This window comes from Dysgonomonas sp. Marseille-Q5470 (assembly GCF_951230145.1).
Taxonomy (GTDB): domain Bacteria; phylum Bacteroidota; class Bacteroidia; order Bacteroidales; family Dysgonomonadaceae; genus Dysgonomonas.
Map to the genome: position 1 here is coordinate 107,314 of NZ_CATNVE010000003.1, position 12,743 is coordinate 120,056.

General features: G+C 37.2%; 9 protein-coding genes. 7 read left to right on the plus strand and 2 right to left on the minus strand.

Annotated features, from left to right (window positions below):
• Window positions 1–29 precede the first annotated feature (29 nt).
• The 6 genes from QOX35_RS06535 (at window position 30) to QOX35_RS06560 (ending at window position 9,366) form a co-directional block, all read left to right on the plus strand.
• Window positions 30–917 (plus strand): MlaD family protein, encoded by an 888-nt coding sequence (locus QOX35_RS06535; RefSeq protein ID WP_135103784.1) that lies wholly within the window; start codon window positions 30–32, stop codon window positions 915–917.
• 322 nt (window positions 918–1,239) lie between these two features.
• Window positions 1,240–2,643, plus strand: coding sequence for a chromosomal replication initiator protein DnaA (gene dnaA, locus QOX35_RS06540; RefSeq protein WP_252637680.1), 1,404 nt, complete (start codon window positions 1,240–1,242; stop codon window positions 2,641–2,643).
• A 218-nt stretch (window positions 2,644–2,861) separates the two neighbouring features.
• Window positions 2,862–3,314: an SsrA-binding protein gene (smpB, locus tag QOX35_RS06545; RefSeq protein WP_283686255.1), complete on the plus strand. Its 453-nt coding sequence runs from the start codon at window positions 2,862–2,864 to the stop codon at window positions 3,312–3,314.
• Window positions 3,315–3,352: 38 nt separating this feature from the next.
• Window positions 3,353–4,699 carry a DUF3329 domain-containing protein gene (locus QOX35_RS06550; protein ID WP_283686256.1) on the plus strand — a complete coding sequence of 449 codons (1,347 nt, stop codon included), beginning with the start codon at window positions 3,353–3,355 and terminating at the stop codon, window positions 4,697–4,699.
• A 4-nt stretch (window positions 4,700–4,703) separates the two neighbouring features.
• Window positions 4,704–8,396 carry a methionine synthase gene (gene metH / locus QOX35_RS06555; protein ID WP_283686257.1) on the plus strand — a complete coding sequence of 1,231 codons (3,693 nt, stop codon included), beginning with the start codon at window positions 4,704–4,706 and terminating at the stop codon, window positions 8,394–8,396.
• A 136-nt stretch (window positions 8,397–8,532) separates the two neighbouring features.
• Window positions 8,533–9,366 (plus strand): metal ABC transporter permease, encoded by an 834-nt coding sequence (locus QOX35_RS06560; protein WP_283686258.1) that lies wholly within the window; start codon window positions 8,533–8,535, stop codon window positions 9,364–9,366.
• A 36-nt stretch (window positions 9,367–9,402) separates the two neighbouring features.
• Here the strand turns inward: QOX35_RS06560 and QOX35_RS06565 are convergent, their stop codons facing one another.
• Both QOX35_RS06565 and QOX35_RS06570 read right to left on the minus strand, forming a co-directional pair.
• Entirely contained in the window at window positions 9,403–9,912 is a 510-nt protein-coding gene (locus QOX35_RS06565; protein WP_006842391.1) for a threonine/serine exporter family protein, read from the minus strand.
• Between the two features lie 7 nt (window positions 9,913–9,919).
• Entirely contained in the window at window positions 9,920–10,720 is an 801-nt protein-coding gene (locus QOX35_RS06570; RefSeq protein ID WP_283686259.1) for a threonine/serine exporter family protein, read from the minus strand.
• 130 nt (window positions 10,721–10,850) lie between these two features.
• Between QOX35_RS06570 and QOX35_RS06575 the strand changes: the two genes are divergently transcribed.
• Window positions 10,851–12,743, plus strand: a complete 1,893-nt coding sequence (locus QOX35_RS06575) for a glycoside hydrolase family 35 protein (RefSeq protein ID WP_283686260.1) — start codon at window positions 10,851–10,853, stop codon at window positions 12,741–12,743.

Consider the following 12,743-nt stretch of genomic DNA (forward strand, 5'->3'; position numbering starts at 1 on the left):
GATTAACTAACATACAATAGAGATACATTATGGGTAAAATATCTAAAGAAGTAAAAATAGGCATGGCTTTTGTAATTGCAATATTTATATTGTATTACGGAATCAGTTTCTTGAAAGGAATTAATTTGTTCAGGCCATCTAATTCGTATATGGTAGTTTTTGACGATGTTGCCGGATTAACACAGGCTACACCGGTAACTCTAAACGGTTATCCGATCGGTTTGGTATCTTCTATGAAATTGGATACAGAACACGGAAATCGTATCATTACTTATTTGGATATGAACAAAGGAGTGCAACTACCTAAAGGTAGTAAAATGATATTGGATGTATCTATGTTGGGTTCTGCCACAATAATTGTTAAAGAAAGCGATAATAAGACAGAGTTTATTTCTCCTTCGGACACTATAATTGGCATTCGAAATAAAGGCATGCTGGATGCTGCAGGGGGGATGATCCCTCAAATACAGAATCTCATGCCGAAGATAGATTCTATTTTGACCGGTATAAATGTGCTGGTCAATAATCCTGCTTTATCTCAATCTTTGTCTGATGTGAATCAAATAACAGGAGATTTAGCTAAAACAACAAAACAGCTGAATGTAATGATGGCAGCATTAAATAAAGATGTGCCTACAATTACCGGAAACCTTAGTCAGGCTTCAACCGATTTTGCTACTATGTCGAAACAATTCAACCAAATTGATTTGGCTTCTACTTATAAGTCTGTTGATGCAACCGTGAAAAGCTTAGAAAATCTTTCAGCAAAAATGAATTCGAAAGATGGATCTATTGGTCTGTTGCTGAATGATAGACAACTCTATGATAGTATTGTCAATACCATGAGTAACGCATCTCTGCTTCTTAAAGACGTAAAAGAAAACCCTTCCCGTTATATTAATGTCAAGGTGTTTTAAGGTCATTGTTTAGAATTATTCTAAATAAGCAAAAAACATTATTTTTTGTAAAGGTGTAACACGAATGCTTTCTGAGAGATATTTCGGAATTGTTAAAATTTTGTTACATTTCATTATTGGCTACTAAGGTCTTGATTTAGATAGGCTTTTGAAGGTACTTCCCCTCTGATTGGGTTAAAGCTCTATAAGTGGTTGATATTAAGCGAGATGCTTGCTTGCGAGGAATTCCAAATTTATACCCACTTTTTTTTATTGAAAATATTTTAGAAATTTACATTCGGAAGCAATTAATAAATATTCAAATTCATATTAAATAACGTAAATGGAACAAGTGTCAGCTCAGAAATTATGGTCAAATTGTTTGAAGGTTTTTCAGGATAATGTAACTGAGGCCGCTTTCAAGACATGGTTTCTGCCTATTGTCCCACTCTCGTACGAAAACAGGGTGTTTACGATACAAGTTCCCAGCCAATTCTTTTACGAATATTTAGAAGACAAGTTCATTGATTTGCTCAAAGCCACATTATATAGAGAAATAGGTAGCGATACGATATTGCAATATCGCATACTTATGGAAAATACTACAAATACATTAGTAGACTATCGTGGCGATGCAAAATCTTCTACAGATAAGATTGTACTAGGAAAGAATACAAACAAAGTACCTAATCCATTCCAAAAAGTAGTAGCGGATGATTTTGATTCGCAACTGAATAATAAATATACATTCGATAACTTTTTTGAAGGGGAAAGTAACAAGCTGGCTCGTACCGCAGGGGAAACTATAACAAGAAATCCAGGGAAGACAGCCTTCAATCCTTTGTTTGTTCATGGAACATCAGGTGTGGGTAAAACACATTTGTGTCATGCAATAGGAAATAGCATTAAGGAACAATATCCGGAGAAACGTGTATTGTATGTATCTGCTCATTTGTTTAAAGTACAATATGCAGATGCGGGACGATACAATACGACCAATGATTTTATTAATTTCTATCAGGGCATAGATGTCCTTATCATAGACGATATTCACGAATTGGCCGGAATAGAGAAAACGCAGAATACATTATTTCATATATTCAATCATTTACATCAGAACAATAAGCAGCTTATTCTCACTTGCGACAAGTCTCCTTCGGAGCTACACGGTGTTGAAGAACGATTGCTGACTCGCTTTAGATGGGGATTAACTACTAAGGTTGATAATCCGGACAAGCTGTTAAGATTGAAAATCCTTCAGAATAAGATATTACACGATGGATTGTCTATTCCTGAGGATGTAGTAGATTATATAGCTGAAAATGTAACAGATAATGCTCGTGACTTAGAAGGTATCATTGTCTCTATAATGGCGCACTCTTTGGTGTATAACAAAGAGATCGACTTGCCTTTGGCCAGACGAGTTATTGGTCAGGCAATAAAGAAGATAGAAGCAAAGAAAATCACAATTAATACAATAGAATCTGCTGTTTGTGATTTCTATAATATCAAAAGCGAACTTATTCATACAGCATCAAGAAAACGTCAGATTGTGCAAGCAAGACAGGTAGCAATGTATCTTTCTAAGAGTTATACGGAAATGTCTCTTGCTCAGATTGGCTCTTTGATAGGTAAGAAAAACCATGCGACGGTACTCCACGCATGCAGAACTGTACGAGAGCAAATGGAAGTAGATAAAACATTCCGAGAAGAAGTTGCTGAAATAGAAAAGAAATTAAAAGGTTGAATTTGAGAATTCAACCTTTTTTCTTTGCAACTTTTTTCTCCGCAAAATTATGTGTCCGCGAACTAGCTTTACAATATCAAAATTCTTCTTTTTTTCATAATCAACGCTTGAGATTATCTTGTTCTGAATGCATCAACTAAGAATATTCAGGTTGAAATAGATACTTAAGCCTAATATTTAGTATTTTTGTAAGTTTGGATAAGAATGCTTATATAATTATGAATCAATCAAACATAAATATAAAGAATAAACGTGCAAGTTTTGATTATGAATTTATCGAAACATATACTGCCGGCATTGTGCTTACAGGAACAGAAATAAAATCTATTCGCCTTGGTAAAGCCAGTCTGGTGGATACATTTTGTATCTTCGAAAAGAATGAGCTGTGGGTACGTAATATGTACATTGCAGAATATTTTTATGGGTCGTATAACAATCATGCTGCACGTAGTGATCGCAAACTTTTGTTGAATAAGAAAGAGCTGAAAAAAATACAGCGATTGGTAAAAGAAACAGGATATACGATCGTACCTACCCGTATTTTCTTAAACGAACGGGGTTTAGCGAAGGTAAATATAGCTGTAGCACGAGGTAAAAAACAATATGATAAACGTCAGTCGCTACGCGAGAAAGACGATAAGCGCGCTATGGATCGTGCTATGAAGCATTAATTGTATAGGTAATGTTGCAGGGATTTAAAACGATTTTATTGGAACAAAAATACATTGTTCTGACTTCCATATTACTGTTTTTCGGTATTTATGGACTGAATCATTATTTCCCTATTACCCTCGATGATTGGACATACAGTATGACAGCCGAAGGCAATAGAGTCGGTTTTTCTGACATTATTCCGTATCAATATGTTCATTATTTCAAGTGGGGAGGACGTTCAGTTGTTCATGCGATAGCTCAGTTTATGCTTGCTGCAGGTGTTTTCTGGGGTGATATCATCAATAGCATTGGGTATATAGTATTAGTTGTAACAATCTATTATATAGCAAATAAGGGAAACAAGAGTAATTTGTCACTTTTTGTTGGAATAAATCTGTTGATATGGTTTCTTACGCCTGCATTGATCGAAAATGTTTTTTGGATTACAGGGAGTGCAAATTATATGTGGGGAACCTTACTTATCTTGTTGTTTCTATCTTTCTATTGCTCTGCTTACCTTACAGGAAAGTCTAACGATAGTTGGATAAAAGCCTGTGCAATGTTTTTTCTTGGTATTATCGCCGGATGGACAAATGAGAATATGGCTGTGGCGATGATTTTCTTTGTTATATGCTTAATTATGTTAGCGAAAAAGGAAAAGCAAACGCTACACAAATGGATGGTATTAGGGCTTATAGGAGCTATTGTAGGGTGTGCTTTTATGCTGTTAGCGCCGGGTAATTATATAAGAAATGCAGGAGAACTTAGCAACCTGAATTCGGGAGGCACTGAACCTATATACATGTTTTATGTTTATAGGTTTACAAGCATTTTGAAAATGTCTACTTGGTATGCACTTATTCCAACAGTTATATATGCAATCTTTTTATTTCTATATTTCAAATGCAAAAAGAAAGGTAGTAATAAGAAGATACTGTTTCTGTCCTTGTTATTTGCCTTTACAGCAGGTGTGGGAACGTTGGCTATGACTGGTGCTCCAACTTTTCCTACTCGGGTGTGGTTTGCTATACTGATATTCCTGTTTATTGCTACAGGATTGTTATATGCCAATCTTGATTTCTCCATTTTATTTATAAAGAGGTCTTTATACTCAATTATTGGAGTTGCTTCTTTAGTGTTTATTTATTCATATTGGCTAAGTCTCGAAGACTTTAAACGAATACATGGAATATGGGCAGAAAGAGATCGGATTGTGCTTGCTGAAAAACAAAAAGGAATAAAAGATATTATAATATATGGACGTTTTAATGCATCTGAATCGATATTGGTACGTCCTAAAACGGGAGATATTCCTTTAGATTCGATTGTGTGGATGCAGAATGCGTATGGAAATTATATGGGTGTAAACTCAGTTAAAATTTTTGATTTAGAAAATAAATAAATTGATGCAAAAGATACAAGATATATTGAAAGAGAGGATACTTATCCTTGATGGTGCTATGGGGAGCCTTATTCAGCAGTATAAACTGAAAGAAGAGGATTTCAGGGGCGAGCGCTTTTGTGATAGCGCAATATTACAAAAAGGGAATAATGATCTGCTAAATCTCACACGTCCCGATATAATAGAAGAAATTCATCGAAAGTATCTGGATGCGGGAGCTGATATTATTGAAACAAATACATTCAATGCAACAGCTATATCCTTAGAGGACTATAACATGTCGTATCTGGCGAAAGAAATAAACAGAGAGGCAGCGAAGATTGCAAAAAAAGCTGCTATAGATTATACAAACCTGAATCCCGATAAACCTCGTTTTGTTGCGGGTTCTATTGGGCCAACCAATAAAACAGCATCAATGAGTCCTAAGGTTGAAAATCCGATCTATCGTGCTGTTACTTTTGACGACTTGTCTTCTGCTTATAAGGAACAGATAGAGGGGCTTGCGGATGGCGGTGTCGATCTATTGCTTATAGAAACGATATTTGATACACTAAATGCAAAGGCTGCTTTATTCGCAGCCGAAGAGGTTCGCAAAGAAAGAAATATTGAGTTGCCGATAATGATATCTGTGACTTTATCAGATAAAGCAGGACGTACATTATCAGGGCAAACAATAGGAGGATTTTTGGCATCGGTCAATCATATAGACTATCTTTCGGTCGGGCTTAATTGCTCTTTTGGAGCATCGGATATGAAGCCATTCTTAAAAGAATTGGCTCGAATGGCTCCAAGTTTTATATCAGCGTATCCAAATGCCGGATTGCCAAACCAGTTTGGAGAATATGACCAGACACCTGATATAATGGCTGAGCAAATCAGCGAATTCATCGGAGAAGGATTAGTAAATATTATTGGTGGTTGTTGTGGTACGACACCCGAGCATATTGCAAAATATGCTGATTTGGTGAAGGATTCAAAACCTCACAAACCAGCTGAGAAGCCAAAATATATGTGGCTCTCAGGTTTGGAGTTGCTAGAGGCTAAGCCTGAAATTAATTTTATCAATATAGGAGAACGTCTCAATGTTGCAGGTTCTCGCAAGTTTCTTCGCCTGATAAAAGAAGAGAAATATGAAGAGGCTCTAACTATTGCTCATAAGCAAGTAGAAGATGGGGCGCAGGTACTCGATGTGAATATGGATGAAGGGTTGCTTGATGGAGTAAAAGAAATGACTACTTTCCTCAACCTGATGGCTTCCGATCCTGATGTCTCTCGTATTCCTGTGATGATCGACTCCTCGAAGTGGGAAGTGTTGGAAGCCGGGCTAAAATGTGTTCAAGGGAAGGCTATTGTAAATTCAATATCGCTGAAAGGAGGGGAGGAAGAATTTCTTCGTCACGCTCGTCTTGTCCGACAATATGGAGCAGCAGTTATTATAATGGCTTTTGATGAAACAGGACAAGCTGATACATTCTCCCGTAGAATCGAAATCTGTGAGAGAGCATACAAATTGTTGATAAATGACGGATTCGATCCGCTTGATATAATATTCGACCCTAATATTTTAGCTATAGCTACGGGGATAGAAGAACACCGTAATTATGCTGTTGATTTCCTAGAAACTATTACATGGATAAAGAAAAACCTTCCGCATGCAAAGATTAGTGGAGGGGTAAGTAATTTATCTTTCTCCTTCCGTGGCAATGACTATGTGCGTGAAGGGATGCATGCCGTATTCCTCTATTATGCTATTCAGAGGGGTATGGATATGGGTATTGTTAATCCGGGGCAATCGGTGGTGTATGATGATATTCCACTCGAACTTAAAAATCTGGTAGAAGATGTGATCTTTAACCGTAGACCGGAAGCTACTGACGAACTTATCGAATATGCAGAACGCATTAAAAATGAAAAGACCGGGCAGACTGAACAAAAAGTGGAAGAATGGAGATCATTCCCGCTCGATGAACGTATTCAGTACTCATTAATAAAGGGTATTAGCGATCACTTGGAAGAAGACTTGGAAGAAGCTCTCAAAGTATATCCTAAGGCTGTGGATATAATTGATAAGCCTTTGATGGACGGTATGAACAAGGTAGGAGACCTGTTTGGCTCGGGTAAGATGTTCTTGCCGCAAGTGGTTAAAACAGCTCGCACTATGAAACGTGCTGTGGCTATTCTTCAACCTACATTGGAAGCTCAGAAATCATCTTCGGCAGGGAGTAATAAAGCCGGAAAGCTTGTTATTGCGACTGTGAAAGGCGATGTACATGATATAGGTAAAAACATCGTAGCTATAATTCTTGCATGTAATAACTATGAAGTCATAGACTTAGGGGTTATGACTCCTCCTGAGGTTATTATCCAAAAAGTAAAGGAAGAGCAGCCGGATATTCTTTGTCTAAGCGGACTGATTACACCATCGCTGGAAGAAATGAGCATTGTTGCTCACGAGATGGAGAAGGCAGGATTCTCTATTCCATTGATGATTGGCGGCGCAACTACATCTAAACTGCATACGGCAATAAAGATAGATCCTAAGTACAATAACGGGTCGGTAGTGTATGTAAAAGATGCATCTCAGGCTCCTGCTGCTGTAAGTAAATTAATAAATCCGAATACAAAAGAAAATTATATAAACGAAGTAAAACAGGAATATTCTCAATTAAGAGATAATGCCGGAGATAAGAAGGCTGACCTGTTACCTTTGACTCAAGTTTTAGATAAAGGAATGCCAATAGACTGGTCTGAATATAAAACACCTGAGCCGAAAGTAAAAGGGCGACAGGTTTTGAAGCGTATACCGGTGGATGAGATAGTTCCGTATATCGACTGGAAGTTCTTCTTCCATTCTTGGAATTTGTCGGCTCGTTATGCATCAGTACAGCATATTGATGATTGTTCTTCGTGTAGTACGACATGGCTGAATTCTTTTCCCGAGCAGGAACGAGAAAAAGCAGCCGAAGGCATGCAGCTTTATAAAGATGCCAAGGCTTTGTTAGACCAATTGATATTTGAGAAAGTAGAGTATATAAACGCTGTTTTTGGTGTTTTTGAGGCATATAGCGAAAATGAATGTCTCTACATCAATGACGTCTGTTTTCCGATGCTGCGTCAGCAAAAAAAGAATGACAGAGGAGAATATTTGTCTCTTTGCGATTTTGTTGCACCTAAATCATCAGGGAAAAAGGACTATGTAGGAGGTTTTACAGTAACTGCCGGAGTCGGCTCGAATGAGTTGATGAGCGAATTCGAGCAGCAGGGTGACGAATACAAGGTTCTATTACTAAAATCAGTTTTAGACCGCTTGGCAGAAGCCACAACCGAGTGGTTGCATGCAAAAATAAGAAGAGAGTATTGGGGCTTTGCTGCCGAGGAAAATATTTCTGTAAATGATATGTTTACTCTTAAATATCAGGGTATTCGTCCGGCAGTAGGCTATCCGTCTATTCCCGATCAGTCTATTAATTTTTTGTTGAATAATGACCTGCTACAATCGAATGAAATAGGAGTAGAACTTACCGAAAACGGTGTTATGTTACCCAATGCTTCGGTAAGTGGAATAATTATATCTCATCCTAAATCGAAATATTTTAATATTGGAAATATCCTTGATGACCAGATGGAATCCTATGTTGAAAGAAGAGGAGAGGACGCAGAGGTTATTCGCAAATTTTTAAGTGCGAATCTGATATAAATATAAAATAAGTGACAAAACAGGTAAATAAGAAACCTTTAATAAAGTGTTACTTTTGTCACTTTTCTGGAAAATAGAAATGATGATTATTTCTCATTCTAGAAATGTCTGATTCAGAAAAAATAATATTATCACAATGGAATTTTTTGATCTTCTATCCTATAGCTTTTTTCAGAATGCTCTTCTAGGTAGTCTTTTTGCCTCTATTGCATGTGGAATTATAGGATCGTATGTTGTTATCCGCAGATTAGTTTTTATTAGTGGAGGGATAACACATGCTTCGCTCGGCGGTATTGGAATGGGCTTCTATTTTGGATGGAATCCAATTCTGGCGGCAATGATTTTTTCTATACTGTCGGCCTTTGGTATTGAGTGGCTTTCTTCAAGGCAGGGGGTTAGAGAAGACTCCGCTATTGGCTCATTCTGGTCTTTAGGGATGGCTGTTGGTATTATTTTTATCTATCTTAAGCCAGGGTTTGCACCCAACCTTTCCGATTATCTCTTTGGGAATATTTTAACTATAACAAAACCAGATATTGTATATCTGGCTGTTTTATCATTGGTGCTTATCATTGTTTTCCTGCTTTTTGGGCGACAAATACTTTTTGCAGCATTCGATCCTGATTTTGCAAAGACACGCAATCTCTCTGTCAATCTGATTAAGTATGCGATGATGATGGGTATCGCAATAACAATCGTTTTGTCTATCCGTTTGGTTGGAATTGTTTTGTTAATGTCTATATTGACGGTTCCTCAGATGACAGCAAATCTATTCACTTCTAATTTTGTGAAGATGATTTTGCTGTCTATTCTTATAGGATTCTTGGGTTGTTTGGTCGGATTATTTCTTTCTGCTGTTTTGGATGTACCGTCTGGTGTATTTATTATTTTTACTCAGATAATAGTATTCCTTATATCCCGATGGATCGTCAAATTAATACATAAGAAACAATTAATCGGTTCTTTATAGGCGAACTGATGATAGATAATAAACTAAAATAGAGTATCAGCCTTTTCCTATTATATCTTTCAGCGATATATTTTTTACACTCGATTTTCGGAAAAGTAGGGCACTGATACATATTCCTATTGCCAAGGTGAATAAAAGAGACATTGTCAACATAAGATTGTGTGACATCTCTATGAGTATGCGAGGGTTCTGCTCTACAATCGTTAGATCTGTAACCTTTATTCCGGCAAGCATCGTTTTATAGGCAAACATACCCGGTATCATCGTAATACAGGCCGGCATTGTAAATACAACAGGTGGACTATCTACCTTATGCGCAGCAAAAATGCCTATCAGCCCTATCAGTACAGACCCTGCCAGAGTTGCGGTTATTAACCCGAAATCGAGCTGAACCAAAATAAAACGAATACAATGTCCCATTCCTCCCAGCAGGCCGGCTACCCATAACAAACGTTTAGGTGAACCAAATAATATAGCCCAACAGAAGCCCACGATGAATGCAATGCCAAAGTCGCGTAGTATATTTATAATAGTAAGTTCTTCCATTTTTTTTCTAAAAATTATTGATACCCATTAGTGTAATACATAAGGTCATTCCTGCGGCAATACAAAGCAAAATAAATCCTCCGAATAAGGCTCTGTTGATTGCAGACGAGAGGTATCCTTCTATCAGGTCTATAACACAATTTATAAGAGGGACTCCGGGTATAAGATATAATACACCTGTAGCCATGGCAGCTTCGGGGTGTGCTCCGATTCCATATAGTCTTCCAAGCCCTGTAATCAGAGTGGTAACAAAAGCTGCTATCGAGATACAAATCATAGAGTTGAAATTCTTCTTAGAGAAGGCAACACGTACAAAATATCCTAAAAAAGCAGCAACAAAAGTAACCATAGCGTTCATCGAATCTCCTAATGAGAAAAGGCATAGCCCTGCGCATGAAAGTCCGACAGCTATAGCAACATATATATCTTTATAATATGGTTTAGCTTTGATTGCAGCAAATTCATTTTCTGCTTCAGTGATGGAAAGTTTCTCTTCTTTTACTTTCCACGACAAATGTGATATTTCGGTCAAAACTGCAAGGTGGACATTGTGAGGGGGCGAATTCTTAAATCTGGTGACTGTATTTGCAGGGTCGTTCATATCTTTTACTGTAATTAACAGTCCTTTGAACGTAGGATCTATATGCAGATCAAACTCCCATGTCGAAGCCATTCTTCCCAGATTACTATTGAGTCTTCCGCAATGCGCTCCCGATGCAAGTAGATAAGTACCTATATCTAAAATGAGATCGGCTAAGCGTTGCGCTGGTATTTTTACTTTTTCTGTTGTATCTTTATACTCTAACATTCCAACCTTAATTTTACGACAAAGATATTAAAGAATATTTAATGTAGTAAATACTTATAATTGAGTTTATAAACGTGAATTTAATTTATAATAATATATAGCTTTAAATTAGTAATTTAAAAAGAAAACCATGTTTAAAAAGATTTGTTCAACCTTTTTTATATTATTATTCGTTTTTTCCATCAGTTCTTTTTCTCAGAAGAAACATACGTTTGAGATTAAGAACGGAGATTTTGTATATGACGGAAAACCGGTAAGAATAATTTCAGGCGAAATGCATTATCCGCGTATTCCTCATCAATATTGGCGTCATCGTATGCAGATGCTGAAAGCAATGGGGCTGAATGCTGTGGCTACTTATGTGTTTTGGAATATACATGAACCCGAACCTGGTAAGTGGGATTTTACAGGAGATAAGAATCTTGCGGAATATATAAAAATAGCAGGTGAAGAAGGATTGATGGTGATACTTCGTCCCGGTCCGTATGTATGTGCTGAGTGGGAATTTGGAGGTTATCCTTGGTGGCTTCAAAATGTAGAGGGTTTGGAATTGAGACGTGATAACGAACAATTTCTAAAATATACCCAGTTATATATAAATAGATTGTATAAGGAAGTTGGAAACTTGCAAATAACTAAAGGGGGCCCTATTGTTATGGTGCAGGCAGAAAATGAGTTCGGATCTTATGTCTCCCAGCGTAAAGATATTCCATTGGAAGAACATCGCCGATACAATGCAAAAATCGTTCAGCAATTAAAAGATGCAGGTTTCGATGTTCCATCTTTTACTTCGGATGGAAGTTGGTTATTTGAAGGGGGCGCTGTTCCAGGGGCTTTACCAACAGCAAATGGGGAAAGTAATATAGAGAATTTAAAGAAAGCCGTAGATAAGTATAATGGAGGACAAGGACCTTATATGGTTGCAGAGTTTTATCCCGGATGGCTTGCTCACTGGCTCGAACCTCATCCACAAATAAGTGCTACAAGTATAGCCCGTCAAACAGAAAAGTATTTACAAAATAATGTGTCTATCAACTATTACATGGTGCATGGCGGAACTAATTTTGGTTTTACCAGTGGTGCTAACTATGATAAGAAACATGATATTCAGCCCGATCTCACTAGCTACGATTACGATGCACCTATAAGCGAAGCGGGATGGGTAACGCCAAAATACGACTCGCTTCGTAATGTAATTAAAAAATATGTCAATTACTCTTTGCCTAAGGTTCCCGCTGCTATACCTGTGATAGAGATCCCGTCTATTAAACTTGACAAGATAGCTGCCTTAGACGGATTGAACTCAAAAGTAGTGGAAAATAATAAACCTATGACTTTCGAGCAGTTGAACCAAGGCTACGGTTATGTTCTGTATAAAAAGCACTTCAATCAGCCAATAAATGGAACTCTGGAAATAAATGGATTACGTGATTATGCCACTGTATATGCAAATGATGAAAAAGTAGGGGAACTTAATCGATACTTTAATAAATATTCTATAGATGTCGAAATACCATTCAATTCTACGTTAGAGATCTTAGTAGAGAACATGGGACGTATCAATTACGGATCTGAGATTGTTCATAACACAAAAGGAATCATCAGCCCTGTTGTAATAAACGGAATGGAGATAGAAGGTGATTGGCAAATGTATCAGATACCGATGGATGAAGCTCCTGATTTTAGTAAGATGCAACAATCAAGTGTGTATAGTAATACAGAATCAATAGCTAAACGTCTTCTGGGTGCTCCGGCTTTATATAAAGGAACATTCAATCTTACAGAAACCGGGGATACATTCCTCGATATGGAAGATTGGGGGAAAGGTATTGTCTTTATAAATGGTAAGAACATCGGGCGTTATTGGCATGTAGGACCTCAACAAACATTATATATTCCCGGTGTATGGCTGAAAAAAGGACAAAATGAGATTGTAATTTTTGAACAACAGCATGATAAGCATCACACAGAAGTAAGAACAACAAAAGTTCCTGTGTTGACAAATCTTAAGCTGCCTCAATAA

Excerpts from the sequence above, each read along its gene's own strand:
- QOX35_RS06535 (WP_135103784.1), top strand. The coding sequence starts at position 30 with ATGGGTAAAATATCTAAAGAAGTAAAAATAGGCATGGCTTTTGTAATT.
- dnaA (WP_252637680.1), top strand. The coding sequence starts at position 1,240 with ATGGAACAAGTGTCAGCTCAGAAATTATGGTCAAATTGTTTGAAGGTT.
- smpB (WP_283686255.1), top strand. The coding sequence starts at position 2,862 with ATGAATCAATCAAACATAAATATAAAGAATAAACGTGCAAGTTTTGAT.
- metH (WP_283686257.1), top strand. The coding sequence starts at position 4,704 with ATGCAAAAGATACAAGATATATTGAAAGAGAGGATACTTATCCTTGAT.
- QOX35_RS06560 (WP_283686258.1), top strand. The coding sequence starts at position 8,533 with ATGGAATTTTTTGATCTTCTATCCTATAGCTTTTTTCAGAATGCTCTT.
- QOX35_RS06565 (WP_006842391.1), bottom strand. The coding sequence starts at position 9,912 with ATGGAAGAACTTACTATTATAAATATACTACGCGACTTTGGCATTGCA.
- QOX35_RS06570 (WP_283686259.1), bottom strand. The coding sequence starts at position 10,720 with ATGTTAGAGTATAAAGATACAACAGAAAAAGTAAAAATACCAGCGCAA.
- QOX35_RS06575 (WP_283686260.1), top strand. The coding sequence starts at position 10,851 with ATGTTTAAAAAGATTTGTTCAACCTTTTTTATATTATTATTCGTTTTT.